We start from the raw sequence: 20,080 nt of genomic DNA, 5'->3' as shown, positions 1-20,080 counted from the left end.
TTAATTAGATTAAATTCACAATTAAAGTGTCAAAACCTCATCTGAGACAGATCCTAAAAGGGAAATAGGGATTTCTTCAGGGAGTTCATTATGCGATAAAACAAGAAGATCTGGAAAATGTGGTTCGATCATTTTTCTTAATTCAAAACGTGATTCGCATCCGGTAATGATCGCTCGAAAACCTTCATTTCCCGATTGTCCCAGGAGATTTTGCACTTGATGAACAACTTTATCACACATTAGGGGATGCGATTGTGAGTATAGGTCACCAATCATTCGTTCTACATGTGAATCTACGGTAATAACTTCTAAAGTGTTTTCCTTGTTCCAAAGAGCTCTTCCTATATGTTTCCCTAGATATTTTCTGATCTTCTCGGAAAGAGTTTCTAGACTTTCGTCATGAGAGCCATATAACGCTATCGCTTCCAATATCTTAGGGAACAACCTTAAAGAAATGCGTTCCTTAACTAGAGCTTTTATTAAAAAGAGCAGGGAGTTTTCAGAGATTTTTTTTGGAATAATCTCCTCAATAGAGATCCCTAAAATATTTTGAGCATCTCTTATAAGAGCTTTGATATATCTTCCATGAATAGCGTCTGGAGCTAAATTTCTTAATATTAGCAAGAGATGTAACTGCGATACTTCTTTAAGACAAAAATGCTGCCCGCCACAACTTAATGAAGCTTTTTTCTCAGTATGAATTATCTGTATTTCCTGAGGAAACAGCACTCCGGTTTCATTGAAGATATCTTCACGAACTTGCGCATAGATCTCTCTTGGATCTTCTCCTGTGTAATTCGTTGGAAGAGACAGATGTATTTGTTGAAATTCTTCGGGTATAAGCGCTAGATCCTGAATGCCTTTTGGTTCTTTATATGCAATAAATAGTGCAATGACAAAAAGAGCCACAGATCCCTTAGGGGTTCCGGGAATAAAGAGTAACGAGGAGAGCAAAAGAGCAATTGTTCGAAAATGGATTCGAGCTTGCTCATAGTAATTCATCATATGCTCGATGAGAGAGTCCTTTTGCCCCACCTTTGATATCAATGTAGCCGCAGCACACGATGTCAATAGCGCAGGAACTTGGCTTACTAAAGCATCTCCAACAACCGTGAGCCACAAACTATCCGTAGTGCCGTCCAAAGAATAAGAGAAATAGGTGGCGGCTATAGAGTTAACGATAAGCAAAATACAGCTGACAATGGCATCTCCTTTTACAAAGCGAAATACCCCTTCCATAGAGGAAAAAAAATCACTCTCTTCAAAAAGGTCCTGTTTTTGCTTTTCTACATCCATACCGGACGCTCTTCCAGACAAAAGATCAGCATCTAGAGACATTTGCTTTCCAGGAAGCGCTTCTAAAATAAATCGAGCGCGAACTTCAGCAATTCTTTCTGATCCCTTAGCAATGACAAGAAAGTTTACTAGAAAGAATAGACAGCAGGCAACAGTTCCGGCTCCTAGACTTCCTGAGGAAAAGAAATTGCCTAAAGAAAAGATCATAGAAGATGCCCAACCCGAAGATAAAATCAATCGAGTTGACGCAAGGTTTAACCCCAAACGAAATAAGCAGAGATACAAAAATAACGGTGGGAAGAGCTTAGCGTCACGACTTGATTTTAAGGAAAATACCCAAAAGACAACGGTTAAAGATAGGATAAAATTGATACACAATCCTATATCCAAAAGCACTTGAGGTAAGGGAATTAAAAAAGAAAGCAGAATACCTAAGGGAATAAGAGCCATTCGCCATAGTTTCTCTTGTTTGCTTGTCACCAAGCTCCTCCCTTCTAAGACTCTCCTACTTCTTTCAATAATGACAAAAAATATATATCTTCAAGAAAAACTCTTACATCACAAAATAGTGAATTTTAGCTTATGTTTATCTTGTAGACTATTTTGTTCTATGCTAACGTCTTTATTTCTTAGAGACATTCGCACGGAGTATAGCGCAGCCTGGTTAGCGCGGTTGCTTTGGGAGCAATAGGTCGGGGGTTCGAATCCCTCTACTCCGAATTGTTTAGTTGTTTATAACAAAAGATTTTCAGGAAGTCACTGATGGCAAAGTTAATCGTTTCATCCGACGACGAAACACAAGAGTTTGAGCTAGAAGATGGTTCTAGCATTACTGAGCCTTGTGAATCTTCAGGCGTTCCTTTTGCATGTACTGAGGGTGTTTGCGGCACCTGTGTTATTGAGGTCTTAGAAGGAAAAGAAAACCTCTCCGACTTCACCGATGAGGAAAAAGATTTTCTTGGTGAACCTGAGGATTCCAACGAACGTTTAGCCTGCCAATGCAAAATTAAGGGTGGCTGCGTTAAGGTGACCTTTTAAATCCTGAAAAAGATCAAGATATTTAACGTTTCACTTATTGTAAATATCTTGATCTTTTTATCTTAGAATTCCAGGGAATAAAAAATCTTCTTCGTACACGAGAGTCTCGGCTTTTCTTCTCGGCTTTTCGAGTGAAATTTCTTGAAAAAAAACTCTCTGTGTCTTAGGGCAGTTATGCTTTAAAATATTGATTATGTTTAGCTTTTAAAAAATTAATATTTTTATGTCACAACCTATCAATACCCATGGATCGTCCTATTGTATTCCCAGGACATCTTGTTCTCAAGTGCAACCCAGTCAAGATAGACAAAGAATCGCTAAGCGGGTAGCGCTGGCTAGTGCCGCTGCTTTGTCCCTTGTCTGGGTTGTGACAACCCTAGCTTTAGCCATCACGCTAGCAATGCCTGCTCTTGCTGTTGCTACGGTGATATTTTCTATAATTGCTGTGGCCTGCTGCGTTCTGCTAAACAAGAAACCTCAAAGAGACGCTACTCCTTACCCGCCTTTGGAAGAAGGAATGCCCGAGAATCCAAGACTGACGATTCCTGAAACTCGACGTGCCCAACCGCGATCTCCAGAAAGTCAATCGGCTCTTGTTGACACACCAGCTCCTGCGCAACCTCAGGATGCCCCTGCGTCTTCACATCTTGTTCCGAGTGCTTACGAATTACTTAGTGGGTGGATACCACTACCTTTCTCAGCGGCTATCAATATACCGGTATTCGATGCTGTCGATATTACAGCTCCCATGAAAATCTGGAAAGCACTAAACACCAAAACCGTCTTAGTATCTACCGCTGGAGACATTACTAAACCTAGATTTACCACTCAGGACCTGTCTCCGATGTTGGTAAACGCTGCTAATAGCACTATGTTCCGAGGAGGTAGTGGAACAAATTACCACTTTACACAAGCAGTAAGTAAACGAGGATGGGAAAATTCCAAAGAAAATAAGACTACATTACAAGTTGGTGAGTGTAGCGCTGGAAAATGGATAAATGCTGATGGCACGAATAATGATCTTAAACCTGAAGGCCCAGCATTTCTTGCACAACTTTTAGGACCCACAGCTGCTCAGCTAAACAACGATGCAAAACAATGTTACCAAGTTGTTACTCAAGCATATGAGAACTGCTTTGCTAAAGCTCTGGAAAAAGGGGCTAAGTATGTTCAAGTCCCTCTTATCTCATCCAGTGCTTTTGCTCCGAGCAAAGACCTTATAGTAGATGGACGTAGTGTTCGCGATCAATGGATAGATAGTGTAAAAGCTGCTTTGGTAACAGCTGCTCAACACTTTGCAGAAGCAAATCCTGATGCAGAGATGGTTATTGTCGTTACCGATATCAATACCTTACCTCTTTAGGATCAAAAATATAAGAAAACCATGCATCTCAACATTAGGAATCTTAATTTGAGGTGCATGATAGTTTTATCCCCTTGAAGGCATCTGTTACTTTCTCCTTTAGAGATCCTCTGCATAAATACCTTCAAACCCTTGAGATGTCTCTTTCTATATATCTAAGAAAAAGGCTTCAGAACAACCTCTTAGTTAAAATCTAAGTTGCTAACTTTGTTGACTACCCTCTAGTATATCTATAAATTCTACATAACAAGGTACAGACATTAAGAAAAATACGCATAAAATACAGCATGACTTCCATTAAAACATCGCTGGTGTGCTTGCCTTTACTCTTTGCAATCACGACTTAACACCCCAGCACCCATTTTATGATTACATGACACATAGCCTTACCACCCCACCTTTTGGACAAACACAACTTCCCTCTGAAATACCCCCTAAAAGAAATAGCGTTACCTCAAAAGCTTTCCGTATTGCCATGGTCGTCATTGCAGGTTTAGCGGTACTTGGAACTATTATTCCCTCTGTAATCACGGGAATTTTATCTCTTCTTTCTCTATGTGCTCTAACCGTTCCCCTACTCCTTATATCCCTATTCCTTCTTAGAAGATCCTGTCTAAAGCCTAAAATAGCAGAAAGAATAGATATGAAATCTATTCCTAGGGGGGCGTCCTTCCTTTTTGAAGTGGATGAAAACATCAAGCATACGCAAATCTTAGAAGAGTACGGCGAGGTAGTTACTGATTGGAGTAGCCTACCACGTATCTTTGGAGAAACTACACCCTCTTTACTGAATAAAACCTGGAAAATCAATAACTCACAAACAACTCTATTTACCACTACAGGAGTGATTTATTCTCCACGAGTTCATTGCTGCTGTAATCTCATGATTGTAGTAGAACATAATACAATCCTGTCAAACTTAGATGCATTGAACATCTCTTGTGTAATCCCTGATATGCAAGAGGGGGAATGCATTTCTATGCGTTGGAAAAACTCTGACGGATCTAGCAATAAGAAAAAACTCGGCTTACCAAATTTCCTAGGTTTTATCCAAGGCCCCGATCCTGAATCCCATAACCATCATCCCGCTGCTGCCTTTACCCTGGCAAAAACTGCCTATGCAAATTGTCTAAATGAGGCGATTAATCAAGGTGCTGATATGATTCAACTTCCACTCATATCTACAGCGCCCGCACAACTCTCATCAGACCCTCAAGAAGCTGCTATATGGAAATCGGCTATACAAACAGGTTTAGTTGCAGCACTAACGCAATTCGCAAGCTCAAATCCTAAAACGATCATGAACGTTGTTGTCGTGAGTCCTCCTGGATTAGGACTTTCATTATAAAAACCACAACCAACTAACATTAAGCGTGGTACAAACTATTCAAATAAAAATTAATAAAAGGAAATTACTTTATTTATATATTTATTTATAATTTGAATTATGTCGCCCAAAAAAATTTCATCGGATAATAATCCGCTACCACCACATCAAATATTTAATCTAACTCCTAAGCAGCGTTTTTCTATAAAGGGATGTTTTCATAGGGTTTTATATAATCCAAACACCCGAGAGACTACTCAGAAGGTTCTTGCGATCTTAGGAGGACTTGCTTTAGTTGCAGGAGTGGCCTGTGGTATCACTTTAGGAGCACTTGGAGCCCCTGGCCTAGCAATTGCTACGGCTATAGGGATTACTCTGGGAACAATTTTATTAGGAACATCGTTAGCGCTTATCCCTAGCAACACCAAGAGCAGCATGAAGAAAAGACTTCATAGCGCTTTTGAAAAAAGCAGGGGTTATGACTTCCTTTCTCAAGATCTTGCCCAGACGTTAAAGGCAAACTTTAAGGAAAGCTCTTCTCTACCTAAAGATATGGAAGCTCCTGGTGCAGAAAATATCAATATCTTCACTGCGAAAGGCAACCCTAACGTTAAGTTGGCAACTTTTAAAACCCCCTCGTTTTCTTCTCCTATTATTGATCATAACACAGAAGTCTCTCGAGTGTGTTTCGTCCCTCCCGAAGCTGATCTTGCAAATCCGAATACTATTCACAATAGTGCTGTAGATCTATTTAGGTTCGAAATGGGAGATTATAATTGGAATATAGGGCTCACAGAGTTTTCCCAAACGCCTAAAACTCCTGGGGGATGGAAATGTACAGAATGGAGCGATGTTACACAATCCCCCAAAGATAGTCCAAAACAGCTCATTAATGTATGGAATCCCTTTGGGCATTACCCCACAACAGCAAATGAACAACCTGGGGATAAACCTCATCCCCTGTACGGACAAAGAAGCTTGGAAAATCAGCAAAAGATGTTTACCAGCTTCTTTAAATCCTTAATTGCTAACGGAATTCACCATATTGGAATTTATGGACATGATCTTATGTTCCCAAAAGATCATAAGAACGAATTCTATATCAACACATTTGCACCACTCGATGCAAAATTCGAAAGTAGGGTGTTAACAGCGTTATCCTTAGCTTTATCTGAAATAGCTAATGATCAAGATAGTCGTCTAACTGTCTGTCTTTACGGTTTGCTGGAGAATCCTCTACGCCAAGCGAAACCTATAGTTTACGGAACAATCGATGACTTTGACGATAGCGATTTTAATGAGTTTGACGATTTTGATGCTTAAAAAGCTCTCTTCTTAACAATCTCCATCATAAATCTTTCACAAGCTCTCTATTATTTAAGTGGAGTCTATTACAAACCTTAGACCTTTCTTAATTCACAAAGAATAAGTTATATACGCTGGATCTGAAATCAAAACTTTAGAAATAGAAAGGTTATTTCAAAATTCTCTGTTTTTATTTCTCTAAGATTTCCCTTTACTGAATCTATTCTTTTCTTTTTGATGAATACCCTTAAATGCGTTAAAATTTACTGTCACTTTTACTCCAGGGATTTGATTCCCCTCCTTTAGCAAACAAATTCTTCATCTCATAATAAAAATTATTTTAGGTTTTTATGGTTATTTCGCCTTCTAAAAAACAAGCCGCTAGGCGTCATACACACTCTGTTAAAATTGGGAATCTTTATGTAGGTAGCGAGCATTCGATAAAAATGCAGTCAATGACGACAACGCCAACTGCGGATGTTGAGGCTACGGTTACGCAAATTTGCGCTCTGGTAGAGGCTAAATGCGAAATTGCTCGTGTAACAGTACAAGGAATCAAAGAAGCACAGGCATGTGAGCATATCAAAGAACGTTTGCTTTCTATGGGAATTGCTATTCCTCTTGTAGCGGATATTCATTTCTTTCCTCAAGCAGCGATGCACGTTGCTGATTTTGTAGATAAGGTACGTATCAATCCAGGGAACTTTGTTGATAAGCGCAATATGTTCACCGGGAAAACATACACAGATAAAAATTATGCCGATAGTCTTCTTCGATTAGAGGAAAAATTTACTCCCCTTGTAGAAAAGTGTAAGCGCTTAGGGAAAGCCATGAGAATAGGTGTGAATCATGGTTCTCTTTCGGAACGTGTTATGCAACGTTACGGCGACACTATAGAGGGGATGGTAGTTTCTGCTCTTGAATATATTGAAGTATGTGAAAAACTTGGCTATCGCGATGTTGTTTTCTCTATGAAGTCTAGCAATCCGAAAGTTATGGTTGCTGCCTACCGTCAGCTGGCAAAAGATCTCGATGCTCGTGGTTGGCATTATCCTCTGCATCTAGGAGTTACGGAAGCAGGGATAGGTTTGGATGGAATTATTAAGTCTGCAGTAGGGATTGGCACGCTCCTTACAGAAGGGTTGGGAGATACGATTCGTTGTTCATTAACAGGATGTCCTACTACAGAAATTCCTGTTTGTGAAAGTTTATTAAAACATACCACAACATATCTTGATCTTCCGAAAAAAGAGAATCCATTCGCTTTAGAAAATTCTGAAACCTTCGTTAATGCCTCAAAGAAAATCACTAAAGCCACCCCTTGGGGCTCTGTTTACGGTGTATTTATTAAGCTTATGAAAGAGCATCTTTTAAACAATACCGTGGAGAAGTTGCTCGAACAGTTGGGTATTAACCCTACAAATGGGAAAAAAGACTTCACAGCTCCCGATGGGATCATTGTTCCAAAAAGCTTTATAGGAACTTCTGTTATTGAAAAATTAAAAGAGCATTTATTGGTTTTCCATCATCATGAAGTCCCCTGTCTTTACAATCATAATGAAGAAATTTGGAATAGTGAGCAGGTCTTAAGCGCGCCTTTTGTTCACTGTCATGCTACACCTCCGTTTATTCATAGCACAAGAGAGTTTTTCGAGAAGAAACAGAGTAACGAGCAACCTGTGAAGTTAGTATTTTCAAAAGATCTTGATGATGAATTTGAAGCAGCTGTATCTATAGCTACGGAATTTGGTGCTTTACTTCTCGATGGTTTAGGTGAAGCTGTGATTTTAGACCTTCCCAATGTTTCTTTACCTACTGTTCGAGAAATCGCCTTTAGTACTTTACAAAGTGCTGGGGTACGTTTAGTGAAAACAGAATACATTTCCTGTCCTGGATGTGGGAGAACGCTTTTCGATCTCCCCGAAGTAACAACACGCATTCGCGAAAAAACAAAACATCTTGTAGGATTAAAAATCGCTGTTATGGGATGTATTGTTAATGGCCCTGGAGAAATGGCTGATTCTGATTTCGGATTTGTAGGGTCGAAAACTGGGATGATCGATCTCTATGTAAAACACACATGCGTGAAAGCGCATATTCCCATGGAAGATGCCGAAGAAGAACTCGTTCGTCTTTTGCAAGAACATGGTGTATGGAAAGATCCCGAATAATATATTTTTGGAGCTATGAGACAATCAACTTCTGATAATGATCTAATTACCCTGACTTTTCCAGAGCTCTCTGACCTCCCTTTGCGTCATGGATTGTTCCCAAAACAAAAAGATGCTGAGGGTTATGTCTACGTTCCTAAAAACGAGCAGATTCGCCAAGCTTTAGGCGCTGAACGTTTTTGCGATCTCCATCAAGTGCATGGCACCAGCTTACGCCACGCTACGTATACAACCCCTGCAGGATGCCCTGCAGATGGATTGTATACCGAGGATCCTCTAATTTCCCTACATATCCGCCATTCTGATTGCCAACCGGCCATCTTTTATGATCCCGAAAAACATGTTGTTGCTAATGTACATTGTGGGTGGCGAGGACTGGTCGGGAATATCTATGCTGTGACAGTAGCGACGTTAAAACGAATCTACAACTCCCGCCCTCAAGATTTAATTGTTGTTGTCGGACCTTCTTTAGGACCTGATTACGCTATTTATCCTGATTATAGGGAGCTTTTTCCCCCTAGCTTCTTTGCTTTTATGCCGCAAGAAAATCACATGGACTTTCCCTCTATAGCGAGAAAGCAACTATTAGATTTAGGGATCTCTAGTTCTAAAATAACTATTTCTGAAAGGTGTACGTATACCGAACATGAAATTTTCTTTTCTTCTCGCTATCGCAATAACCATCCAGAACCTAGTGTGATAGATACACCAATAAAAAAGAACAACGTTACCGCTGTTCTTCTTCTTCCTAGATAACAACCTATAAATCTAAAAGAGTTTCAGGTTGTTCTATGGCATCTTTGATTTTGATAAGAAAGCCTACAGCTTCCTTACCATCAATCATACGATGATCATAGCTAAAAGCTACATACATCATATCTGCAATAACGATGGTATTATCAAGAACCACGGGACGTTTTTCTATTTTATGCATTCCTAATATCCCCACTTGAGGAGGATTAATAATAGGCGTAGAAAGTAAAGAGCCGTAAACACCACCATTAGTAATGGTGAAGCTTCCTCCTTCTAACTCAGGAATAGAAATCTGGCCATCGCGAGCTCTGCCTGCCAAATCTGCAAGTTTTACTTCAATGTCCCCACTAGAGAGTTTATCACAATCACGAATCACGGGAACAACAAGACCGCGCTCTGTGCCTACAGCAATAGAAATATCATAATATTGACGGTAGACGATTTCATCCCCTTCAATATAGGCATTCACACGAGGATAAGCTTTTAACCCTTCAATCACTGCTTTTATGAAGAAAGACATCAAGCCTAATTTCACATTATAACGAGAAGAAAAGCTCTCTTGTTTCTCCTTGCGGAGTTTCATAAGAGGCGTCATATGAATCTCGTTGAATGTGGTTAACATTGCCGATTCATGAAGAGCAGAAACTAAACGTCGAGAAATCGTTTTGCGTATAGAAGACATATGCTCACGAACCTCATTTTTAGATCCTGCAGGCTGTGGGGCATTTTGAATTTTATCACGTAAGGGAACAAAAGTTTTCCCCTCCGCAGGAGGTTCGTGAGCTTTAGATCTTGGGAAGCAGATAATCTCAGCATCTACAGATTCGCTAGAAGAAGTGTTCTCTATAGCGCTTTCAGGGACAGCTTCATTAGCATCATAAATTTTAGCAACACCCCCTCCAACAGCAACAACATCGCCTTCAGAAACTGACCAGACAATCCTTCCAGATGTAGGAGCATAGATAAGCTGATTTACTTTGTCACTTTCGATCTCCATAATGCCTTGATTCTCCTGAACCAGACTTTCTGAAGTTACCAAAAGGGAAGCTATGGTCACTTCACTTATGGATTCAGCGACATTTGGAATGCGTACTTCTGTAATCATACATTACCTAGAGAAAACAATGTTTCCATTAATGTTAAAAATTCTTGTTGGCTAAGACGTGCAGATCCTGTAGCTGTCGAGCTACTTCTTGGTCTGCTTATACATGTAAGTTTTTTGGAGAAAATTTCTTTAGTTGCCATGAATATATAATCAAAGGCACCCATATTCTGAGGCTCTTCTTGAAGCCATACGTAATGCTCAGCTTGAGAATATTTCCCAAGAAGAGAAAGGAGATCTTCAAGATACAAGGGATATAAACTCTCAATACGTAAACAAGCAAAGTCTTTTTGACGTTCTTGAGGTAAAGCTCCTTTAAAATCGTAATACACCTTTCCGGAGCATAAAACTAAAATCTTAGCTTGGTAATTTGGCTCTATATCTTCAAGTATAGGGCGGAACCCTCCCGGGGTGGTAAACTCGTCTATAAAGCTTGTGCATTCAGGATGACGCAAAAGCATTTTTGGAGTAAAGATCACCAAAGGCAAGGATAAATCCCGCTTTGTATGCTCACGAAGGATACGGAAATACTGTACAGGAGTAGAGGGAATAACAACTTGGAAATTCCAATTTGCAGCTAGCTGTAAATACCTTTCTATACGTGCTGAGGAATGCTCCGGGCCCTGACCTTCATAACCGTGAGGTAAAAGAACAACAAGGTCAGAATGTAGATCCCATTTCTGAATCGCAGAAGAAATATACTGATCAAAAATAATCTGCGCTCCATTAGAAAAATCTCCAAATTGCGCTTCCCATAAAACAAGGGTACGGTCTGCTTGTTGAGCATAACCATACTCAAAGCCTAAAACAGCATATTCTGATAATGGAGAATTATAGATATCCACGGATCCTTGATCAGGAGAGAGGTGGTATAAGGGTGAGTAGGTATCTCCAGATGTTATATCACTCCATAACAAATGGCGCTGGCTAAAGGTACCACGAATAGCATCTTGTCCCGAAAGACGTAAGGAAAACTTCTCTATTAACAAAGAAGCAAAGGCGAGCTCTTCAGCCATCCCCCAATCATAGCCAATTTCGCCATTAGCCATTTTCATTCTCTTATCAAGAAGAGCTTTCACCTTAGGATGGGGTGTGAAATTCTCAGGAAGACCACATAATTTCGAACTTATATGAAATACCGTATCTCTACTTAAAGACACATCAAGATCGTTTACCAATAACTCTCCGAGATCCATCCGATCGCAATGACGACAGTTTCTTTTCGGTAAAGTTTGATTTTCTTCCTGTTTTAATACTTGGAATTCCTTATTGAGGATATCTTGAACGCCTTTTTCAATTTTCTCTAGGCTATCTTCGGAGATTTCTGAAGGATAATTATCTAGTAGATACTTTCTATAGATCTCACGAATTGTCGATTTTTTCTTAATCTCATCATAAAGCAAAGGAGCCGTTATTGAAGGATCATCACTTTCGTTATGTCCATATTTCCGATAACAACAAAAATCGATGATAACGTCGCAATTAAATTCTTCACGTACTTTTAGGGAATATTCGATAGCCTGCATACAAGCGGAAACATCTTCAGCATTCACACGAAATACAGGAATCCCCAACATCTTGGCAATGTCTGTACAGTAAGGTGTGGATCGTGATTCCCTAGGCTGCGCTGTAAAGCCTATATGGTTGTTCACAACAATATGGAGAGTTCCCCCTGTAGAATACCCAGGAACCTGACTTAATTGTAAAGTCTCATAAACAATCCCCTGCCCTGAAAATGCCGCATCCCCATGGATAAGAATTGCTAAACAAGAATACTCCTTTTCGGAATCCATCTGATGTTGCAAAGCCGCGACAACACCTTCAACAACAGGATCTACAGCTTCTAGATGGCTAGGATTTGGCAACATCACTACGGTTACCTCATCACCACTTTTACAAAGAGATCTAGAAACATGACCTTTGTGATACTTCACATCTCCGACAACATCTAAACCTCGAGATTTAGGGTTGTCCTCAAATTCCATAAACACTTGAGAGTAGGGCTTACGCAACACATTCGTTAAGACATTCAATCGTCCGCGATGAGCCATACCAAGAATGTAGTTAGTGATACCTTGAGTAACACCATAATAAATGAGATGCTCAAGCATAGGAATTAAGCTTTCAGCACCTTCTAAAGAGAATCTCTTCTGCCCCGTAAATTTTATCTGGAGGAATTCCTCGAAAAATGTTGCCTTACACATATCTTGATATGAACGCATAAGATCTTCGAGTGATTTTTGAGGAGGCTTACTCTCCATGAGCCTCCATACATATTCCTGTAATTGAGGAGAACATGTCAGAGTTTCTACAGAAATACTTCGACAATAAAAATTTTTTAAAGCCTGAATTAAATCGCGGACAGGAACTTTAGGCTGAGGAAGAAGACCTAAAGATGGGACAATTTCATTAAGATCTATATTCTTGATCTTTTCTTGAATTAAAGGTGAAGGAGTAACAGGAGACAAAGGAGAAATCTCGCTTTGTAGATACCCGTAGTAGCGGTATATCATACAAAGAAATCGGGCTTTCTTTTCTTGCAAAGCAGCATACGCCTCTTCATTTCCAGAAGATGCTGAAACAGCGCCCTCTTGGCCTAATTGGTACCCTTCAAAAAAATATTTCCATGAAGGATCCAAGGTTTCGTGATTTAGAAACCTTTGATACATAGCCTCGATCCAGTCCATATCCGAAGAATGGACTTGTCCAGCAAACTCAGAATCCATATGATGTTTGTTCTCGATAGATGCGATCCGAATTTCGTTTCATAGCAAATTTTTATTTTTCAAAAAAAACAATCTTTGCTTTTTTTTCTATTGTTGAAAAAAAGCCAGGGATACATTACATCTGCTCTCTAGAATACAGGATGGTGCCCACTAGATGAAAAGTGAACGTCTGAAAAAACTCGAATCTGAATTACGTGACTTAACCCAGTGGATGCAATTGGGTTTAGTTCCAAAAAAAGAAATCGATAGACATAAGGAAGAAATACGTTCTTTAGAAAACAAAATCCATGAAGAGAAGGAACGCCTGCAACTTCTAAAAGAAAGTGGCGAAGTTGAAGAGTTTGTTACTCCAAGACGTAGCCCTGCAAAAACGGTATATCCTGACGGTCCAAGCATGTCAGATATGGAATTTGTTGAAGCTACAGAGACAGAAATTGATATTGATCCAGGTGAAACCGTAGAGCTCGAACTTCCTGATGAAGAACGTGAAGAAGGCGCTGTAGAAATCGATTATTCCAGTGATGACGATGAAGATCCTTTCAGTGATCGCAATCGTTGGAGACGTGGGGGCATTGTTGACCCCGATGCTAATGAATGGTAAGCAACCTTTAGCTCTCTACATTCACTTTCCTTTCTGCTCAAAGAAATGCCACTACTGTAGCTTTTATACTATTCCCTACAATCCGGAATCTGTAAGTTTGTACTGCAATGCGGTTCTTCAAGAAGGATTGAATAAGCTAGCAGCTATTAAAGATACGCACTTCATCGACACTGTATTTTTTGGTGGAGGAACACCTTCATTAATTCCTCCCCATCATCTGCATAATATAATTACACTCCTAGCTCCCCACGCTCAAGAAATCACTTTAGAAGCCAATCCTGAGGACTTATCTGAATCCTATTTGAGAGATCTTACTCTTACACCGATTAATAGGATAAGTATTGGGGTACAAACGTTTCATGATCCCATTCTTAAAGCTTTAGGAAGGATCCACTCAGCATCTACATCTATGGATGCTGTCCACCGTTGCTACGAACATGAATTTCATAACATCTCTATAGATCTTATTTACGGTCTCCCTACACAATCTTTGGCAGATTTTCTTGCAGATCTTCATCAAGCTCTTACTCTCCCTATTGCGCATATTTCTCTTTATAATCTGACCTTAGATCCTCATACCTCGTTTTATAAGCATCGGCGTATTCTAACCCCCTCTATTGCTAACGATGATATATTAGCAGCTATGAGCCTCTCCGCTGAAGAACTTCTCTCCTCTCGGGGATTTTCTCGCTATGAACTTGCCTCATATGCAAAATCTCAAGCGCAGTCTAAACATAATCTCTACTACTGGACAGATAAACCCTTTTTAGGATTGGGGGTTTCTGCATCACAATACATAGATAAAGTACGCTCGAAAAATCTCTCAAGAATCTCACAATATCTACGTGCTGTACGCAAAAATCTCCCTACTCATGAATCTACAGAATGCCTGCCTGAAAAAGAACGTATCAAAGAAGCCCTAGCTTTAAGATTACGCCTTACCAAAGGAGCAAAAATCAAAGATTTCCCACCTTCATTAATACAATCTCTTACATCCCTTCCTCTAATTAAAGAACTATTCGATCATAACGACGAGTTTCTATTCTTAAATAAACAAGGTCGATTATTTCACGATACTATCGCTGAAGAAATAATGAATCTTTCTTTTTTAATTTAATAAAACATTAATAATTGTTATTTGTTTTTATTAAAAACAACAATTAATTGTTATTTAAAATATGAAAGATAAAATAGATAATAACGAGTCTGAAGAATTGTCATTAATTAACGCTGCTAGAAAACAAACAAAGGCTGGTCCTGATCCAGCTTTATTTACCGTGACAACGACATCGATCACATCAACAAAAGCCATTAATATGAATAACCAAAATATTACTGGTTTACCCGAGCCTAGAAACGACTCAGATGCGGTATCTTTGGATTATTTAAAGTCCAATTACGTATCCAAAAGCGATCCCCTATCTGGATATCTTGCCACAACAGGTGGTTCTATGACGGGGAATATTGATATGAGTGGTCACTCTATCATTAATATATCTATGCCTACAACTCAGGGGTCAACAGATTTAAATCCATCAGCTGCTGCAACTGTAAAATATGTTATGGATACAGCTAATACAGTAACGAATAACTCTCAAATTAATGATGCTGTACAAAAAATTACTGAGGTATCCGCAAAGGTCACCACTATAGAAGAAGCCTTAGGGATGAAATCAGATGATGATGATGCCGATGATCCAGATGCTCCACCACCACCCGACACATCACTATTTGTGAAAATTGAAGGGAGCACTATGTCGGGTAATTTAGATATGTCTCTACATACTGTCACAGGTTTAAAGACACCATCTGATAGCGATACTAAAGACGCAGCAAATGTTGAGTATGTACAATCTAAAATTACCACACCGCAAATTGGGTTATTAGGGAATACAATCTCTACGCAAACTACAGTTACAGGTGAGTTTGATTGGAAAACAGCTCCAACTCCTCCAACACCAGTACCGCCAGCTCCTCCCGCTCCAGCACCACAGCCATCACCAACCCCTGCTGTGCCTACGCCGTCTCTGCCACAACCCTCACTTCCAAAACGTATAAAAATGGGGTCGGATATCACGGCTGCATCTCCTACAACAACCACAACGCCTAAAACAACGCCGACACCGACGACGACACCCCCAACAACAACTCCAACAACAACCGATGTGATAGTCACTACTCCAGTAACAGATCAATATTTAAAGATTGAAGATAGTGATACAAAAACTATCAAAGTTCTTGCTCCAGGAATTCTTACATTATCTGTAACAGCTAACTGGTCTGGTGGCACTAATGCAAATATTAGTGTGATATTGAATCCGTCTACACCGGCAGGCGGCGGTAGTGGCAGCGCAGGAGGAGGTTCTTCTAGCGGCGGTGGCAGCGGAGGAACTCCAAGCAATGGCAGCGGAGGAGGAACATCTCCAAGTGCACCTACATCTGTAAGATCATCTTCAAACTCAAGTTCGTCTTCATCTGGGAATACATCTACAACTACGGATACTACCGTCTACACTGTTTCTGCTTTAAGTTCGGGACAAAATTTATTCTGTCAGATCCCTGTTGAAAAACCTTCTGATCTTAAACTGAAATTTAATCCACCGACAACCGGAAGCAGTAACACAGGAAATGATCTGACTGTGACATCTTGGTCATGGCAGGTAACCCTTCTTCCATCAACATTCGCAACAACTACAACTCCACCTTCACCATAGATTCTTAAAATAAGGCTAAGTTTATTCTTAGCCTTATTATTCCATAATTTAATAAGCAGCACCTACAAAAGATACTGTCCATGTTCGTTTCTCAATTGTTGGAGTAGGTGTGACATCAAAACTTAGTATTGTTTCTATCGATGCTTGATCCCCCTCAACAAAAATATAAGCCCTTCCTATCAATGTCGTGTCCGACTTACCTGTTATTTTATAACGCTCTGTTTTCGTGCCATTTTTAGGAGTAAGAGATAATGCACAGCTAACCTCTGTAGCCGATGTAGAAGATCCGGATGGTGGAGTGGGAGGCGTTGGTTGAGTGAAATCATAGATACAAGATACGCAATAAATACCTCTACGCAATAATGTAACGCTGGTTTCACTTACTGTTTTTATATATTTATCCGCATTGTCAGATTTTTCATAATCTATAGAAGATGTCGTGCTCGTACCTTGCTTTAAACAAACAAACGGCACATCCATTCCTGTCCAATTTGGATAGGTAGTATTTTTCGTTTTTATTGCCTCTAAAGTTTCTTTAAGGTCATTTACAGCAACAATTCTGTGAAGGTTTTCTTGTGTAGTTGCTGTAGAAATAGCCCCCAATGCCGTAAGCGCCTTGGTTGTAGAACCTGCTGTGGAACCTGTTGTTGTAGAACTTTTTTTAGGAGCTGTTTTTTTTGGTTTAGGTTTGGGTGCTGTTTTAGTTATTGGCGAGGCTACAGAACCTGTGATTGCAAGATTTGTAATGGTAGGATCTGAATCCGTAGGAGAACTTTGGCTGTTTTTTTTAAATCCAAGATCTCCCTGCATAGGGCTTCCTCCAGCACGCACTAACCATTTGGATTCGGTGGGTTTTGTAACATTGTTGTTAGATGGCGTTCCTAAATCTTTTATAATTTTATCCAAGCCATTTGTTGATGAAAGCTGGTTGATACGATCAATAAGCTCGGTTACCTTATTAGCAAGAGAACCTATATCTTCCGAGACCATACCTACTGAAGCCATGTCATTCTCATTCACAGTAGCAGTTTTATATGATGTAGGTAGACCCACGACAGTACAAGAGGATGTCATGTCAATGTCCCCAATCATCAATCCCCCTGTCGTCCTTAGAAAGACCCCTCTTGTAGTAACACCTCCCTTTTCAAGATAATCACTAAGATCACTTTTTACAGCGATACTGCCAGTAGGAGGAGTTCCAGATCCACGAGCTATATTTGTAACTTTTTGATTAGAAACGTTCCAAGGTTTACGCATAGCATTCCCAACACCATCATCACAGGAGAATTGTATCTTGTCTTCAGGGATGGTTCTTCCAGAATTTTGCGCTTTTATATCTTTATTTGTATTTTTCATTTTTTAATTTATAAAACTTATATTGATCAATTTTAAAACAAATAAATAGAACAAAATAAATTTTTTTAAATATAAAAACTTAATTCAATAATAAAAATATCGACGAATTTAGAAGGGAAAAGTTAAGGTATGTTGATCGAAAAACAAGGAGAGTGCTGAGCCACAAATATCAATGGACACTTTAATTTTAATTTTATTCGTCATAACACTAACGATCCCTGTATTCATTTTTTATAGACTCCTATTTAAAAATGAGCCCTTAGCTCCTAAGAAGCATTTTAAAAAGTACAAGAATTTAGTATACTTCACTGTTGTTATTACTATTGTCTCCACAATCTTATTCTGCCTCCTTGAGCCTCTAAGGAAACATATATCGCCTTAAGAGAGCTCTCTTGGATACTGCTATTGGCAGAGCTATTGACCCGAATATCTATCATCGTCTTATTTATTTGGTCAGCAATAGAACCTTTTATTCTTTGTCATAAAATGCGCAAATTAAAAGACCATTACGCACAACTTGCTAAAGAAGCTGAAAATACTTCTGTGAAACAACCTGTTGTTGTTGAACGCTGCTGCTCAAAAGGCTCTTGCTGCAGCAATAGGGACTCCCGGGATATTCATGAGAAACCTTTAACATAAAGGTTTCTCTCACAAGAGATTATCTTGGAGTGTGAAATAAAAAAATTGCCGGTATCTTTGTGATTTGTTTCGTTACCTTATCAAGATCTGCAGATCGCAACCAAGCATCTACAGATCTTGTAGAAACAAACTCTTGATCTCCGGTAATGTCTACACCTACACATAGCTCAGCATATCCCGGTAGAGTTTCCAATAACGCTTGAAATGTATGTACATTACGGTACGGCGTTTCAATACATATTTGTGTATGTTGTTTCCCTGAGCTACTCTTTATACAACGTTCCCTATCCTTGGGATTTTGCGGAAGGTACCCTAAAAAAGTAAAATTCTGTCCAGGCAATCCCGACAGCATTAACGCTAATGTTATAGAACATGGACCTGAAAATGCCTGAATGGGAAGGTTAAGAGCACGAGCACGACGCACGAGTCCTGCTCCAGGATCTGCAATACAAGGAAGTCCAGAATCAGAGACTAGTCCCCAGTTCTCCTGCTTTTTTATAATAGGCTCAAGGTAAAAATCCCAAGCTTTTATAGAACGATCATTTTTATTTAACACCGCAATGGGAAATTTATGTGTTTCTTGAACTTTCCAGAGACTAAGAAAAGCACGTCCCCCGCGATCACTCTCCGCTATTAAACCTTGGAGTTTAGGGATAATCTCTCCGATAACCGCAGGCAGAAGGTCCACACGTCGATTACCTAAAGTATTGGGGAAAATATACAAAGTCATGAATTTGTCATCCTAATCAGCAAAGTTTCAACAGCTATTATAGAGTCTTGGACATTATTCTTTATAATACTCTCGGCATAAAATAAATGACTCAACGCTTGATGGAGGCGTTCTTTTCCATAGGCAATGAAAAACCGATGTTTCCTATCTGCTGTTTCTTTTTCTAAACTACGTAGACCATATAAGCACTGACCTCGAAGAAAAGCTATCAATCCTAGAGGATCTTCTCCATGTTCGAGAAGCAAAGCCCGTAGTAATGCCTGACTTTCTGCAGTATTCCTCTGTAAAATAGCATCGCGTAATTTCCATAAGGATACTTGTTCCTTTTTCACTACAAAGCTTTCAATATCGCTATACTCTAGCGCTTGCTTTTTCCCTATGCAACACAACAACTTATGAAATTCTCCTATAAGGTTATGCATCTCCCCTAGAGGAAATTTCTTAATAAATGCCGAGGCTAAAGCTAAAGAACATGTCACCCCTAAAAGTGCAGCTCTTTGAGAGAGAAGAACGGTCATGCGCTTCTCTCTATCCGACTGCCACTCACCAAATAACGATAAAAAAGCTGCGGAAGAGAGTTCTTTACGTAAAGATTGAAAACACGATTGTTTCGTAGTGAATAAAAATACAATAAGGTGGGGGCGGGGATTTCTCGCATAGCGAATAAGAAAATCTCGAGTTTGCTGCGATAGCTTCTCAGCCTGGAAAATAGAAATCACCTCTTTAGAGGCAAATAATCCATAAGATTCAGTCCACTTTGATAAATCGCTGATTGTCAACCCTGAAGCATCAAATTCCTGAGTTTTCCCAGAAACAAGAAGCTCCATGCAGACACTCTTATCTTCTTCAGAATTTGAGCCGATGACCGTAAGAGCAGGAGCCTTTTCCTTGTAGAATTTGGAAAAATCTTGGAAGCACGTATGCTCTTGCATCTCCTGAACCTCCTAGCACAGATACGC

16 protein-coding genes and 1 tRNA gene are annotated in these 20,080 nt (G+C 39.6%); 11 read left to right on the top strand and 6 right to left on the bottom strand.

Annotation, left to right across the window (positions count from 1 at the left end):
- Positions 1–21: 21 nt before the first annotated feature.
- Positions 22–1,746, bottom strand: a complete 1,725-nt coding sequence (locus CCA_RS02155; protein WP_238374158.1) for an EscV/YscV/HrcV family type III secretion system export apparatus protein — start codon at positions 1,744–1,746, stop codon at positions 22–24.
- 194 nt (positions 1,747–1,940) lie between these two features.
- Here CCA_RS02155 and CCA_RS02150 point away from each other — a divergent pair.
- The 7 genes from CCA_RS02150 to pgeF all read left to right on the top strand — a co-directional run bounded on the left by CCA_RS02150 (position 1,941) and on the right by pgeF (position 9,256).
- A tRNA-Pro gene (locus tag CCA_RS02150) sits at positions 1,941–2,015 on the top strand.
- 43 nt (positions 2,016–2,058) lie between these two features.
- Positions 2,059–2,334, top strand: a complete 276-nt coding sequence (locus tag CCA_RS02145; protein WP_011006389.1) for a 2Fe-2S iron-sulfur cluster-binding protein — start codon at positions 2,059–2,061, stop codon at positions 2,332–2,334.
- A 223-nt stretch (positions 2,335–2,557) separates the two neighbouring features.
- The gene (locus CCA_RS02140; RefSeq protein WP_011006388.1) at positions 2,558–3,697 is read left to right on the top strand and encodes a macro domain-containing protein; all 1,140 of its coding nucleotides are present in this window, start codon (positions 2,558–2,560) and stop codon (positions 3,695–3,697) included.
- Between the two features lie 373 nt (positions 3,698–4,070).
- Positions 4,071–5,045 (top strand): macro domain-containing protein, encoded by a 975-nt coding sequence (locus tag CCA_RS02135; protein ID WP_011006387.1) that lies wholly within the window; start codon positions 4,071–4,073, stop codon positions 5,043–5,045.
- A gap of 99 nt (positions 5,046–5,144) precedes the next feature.
- Positions 5,145–6,347 (top strand): membrane protein, encoded by a 1,203-nt coding sequence (locus tag CCA_RS02130; protein WP_011006386.1) that lies wholly within the window; start codon positions 5,145–5,147, stop codon positions 6,345–6,347.
- Between the two features lie 332 nt (positions 6,348–6,679).
- Positions 6,680–8,500 carry a 4-hydroxy-3-methylbut-2-en-1-yl diphosphate synthase gene (locus CCA_RS02125; protein ID WP_011006385.1) on the top strand — a complete coding sequence of 607 codons (1,821 nt, stop codon included), beginning with the start codon at positions 6,680–6,682 and terminating at the stop codon, positions 8,498–8,500.
- Positions 8,501–8,515: 15 nt separating this feature from the next.
- Entirely contained in the window at positions 8,516–9,256 is a 741-nt protein-coding gene (gene pgeF / locus CCA_RS02120) for a peptidoglycan editing factor PgeF (RefSeq protein ID WP_011006384.1), read from the top strand.
- A 4-nt stretch (positions 9,257–9,260) separates the two neighbouring features.
- Here the strand turns inward: pgeF and sucB are convergent, their stop codons facing one another.
- Positions 9,261–10,358: a dihydrolipoyllysine-residue succinyltransferase gene (sucB, locus tag CCA_RS02115; RefSeq protein ID WP_011006383.1), complete on the bottom strand. Its 1,098-nt coding sequence runs from the start codon at positions 10,356–10,358 to the stop codon at positions 9,261–9,263.
- Positions 10,355–13,081: a 2-oxoglutarate dehydrogenase E1 component gene (locus CCA_RS02110; RefSeq protein WP_011006382.1), complete on the bottom strand. Its 2,727-nt coding sequence runs from the start codon at positions 13,079–13,081 to the stop codon at positions 10,355–10,357. The genes sucB and CCA_RS02110 overlap by 4 nt, the downstream gene beginning before the upstream one ends.
- Before the next feature lie 154 nt (positions 13,082–13,235).
- Between CCA_RS02110 and CCA_RS02105 the strand changes: the two genes are divergently transcribed.
- The 3 genes from CCA_RS02105 to CCA_RS02095 all read left to right on the top strand — a co-directional run bounded on the left by CCA_RS02105 (position 13,236) and on the right by CCA_RS02095 (position 16,396).
- The gene (locus CCA_RS02105) at positions 13,236–13,682 is read left to right on the top strand and encodes a hypothetical protein (RefSeq protein ID WP_011006381.1); all 447 of its coding nucleotides are present in this window, start codon (positions 13,236–13,238) and stop codon (positions 13,680–13,682) included.
- Positions 13,672–14,799 carry a radical SAM family heme chaperone HemW gene (hemW, locus tag CCA_RS02100; RefSeq protein WP_011006380.1) on the top strand — a complete coding sequence of 376 codons (1,128 nt, stop codon included), beginning with the start codon at positions 13,672–13,674 and terminating at the stop codon, positions 14,797–14,799. The genes CCA_RS02105 and hemW overlap by 11 nt, the downstream gene beginning before the upstream one ends.
- Positions 14,800–14,860: 61 nt before the next feature.
- Positions 14,861–16,396 (top strand): hypothetical protein, encoded by a 1,536-nt coding sequence (locus tag CCA_RS02095; protein ID WP_011006379.1) that lies wholly within the window; start codon positions 14,861–14,863, stop codon positions 16,394–16,396.
- A gap of 48 nt (positions 16,397–16,444) precedes the next feature.
- On the opposite strand, the gene CCA_RS02090 is transcribed toward CCA_RS02095, so the two are convergent.
- Positions 16,445–17,752: a hypothetical protein gene (locus CCA_RS02090; RefSeq protein ID WP_011006378.1), complete on the bottom strand. Its 1,308-nt coding sequence runs from the start codon at positions 17,750–17,752 to the stop codon at positions 16,445–16,447.
- A 405-nt stretch (positions 17,753–18,157) separates the two neighbouring features.
- Here CCA_RS02090 and CCA_RS02085 point away from each other — a divergent pair, with 405 nt between their 5' ends.
- Positions 18,158–18,391 carry a hypothetical protein gene (locus tag CCA_RS02085; RefSeq protein WP_011006377.1) on the top strand — a complete coding sequence of 78 codons (234 nt, stop codon included), beginning with the start codon at positions 18,158–18,160 and terminating at the stop codon, positions 18,389–18,391.
- 19 nt (positions 18,392–18,410) lie between these two features.
- Here CCA_RS02085 and CCA_RS02080 read toward each other — a convergent pair whose 3' ends face one another.
- Both CCA_RS02080 and CCA_RS02075 read right to left on the bottom strand, forming a co-directional pair.
- Positions 18,411–19,121, bottom strand: coding sequence for an SAM-dependent methyltransferase (locus tag CCA_RS02080; protein ID WP_011006376.1), 711 nt, complete (start codon positions 19,119–19,121; stop codon positions 18,411–18,413).
- On the bottom strand, positions 19,118–20,053 hold the full coding sequence (locus CCA_RS02075) for a DNA polymerase III subunit delta (RefSeq protein WP_011006375.1): 936 nt from the start codon (positions 20,051–20,053) through the stop codon (positions 19,118–19,120). The genes CCA_RS02080 and CCA_RS02075 overlap by 4 nt, the downstream gene beginning before the upstream one ends.
- Positions 20,054–20,080: the final 27 nt, after the last annotated feature.

Source organism: Chlamydia caviae GPIC (genome assembly GCF_000007605.1).
Taxonomy (GTDB): Bacteria; Chlamydiota; Chlamydiia; order Chlamydiales; family Chlamydiaceae; genus Chlamydia; species Chlamydia caviae.
This window is presented reverse-complemented; position numbering and strand designations above follow the sequence as displayed.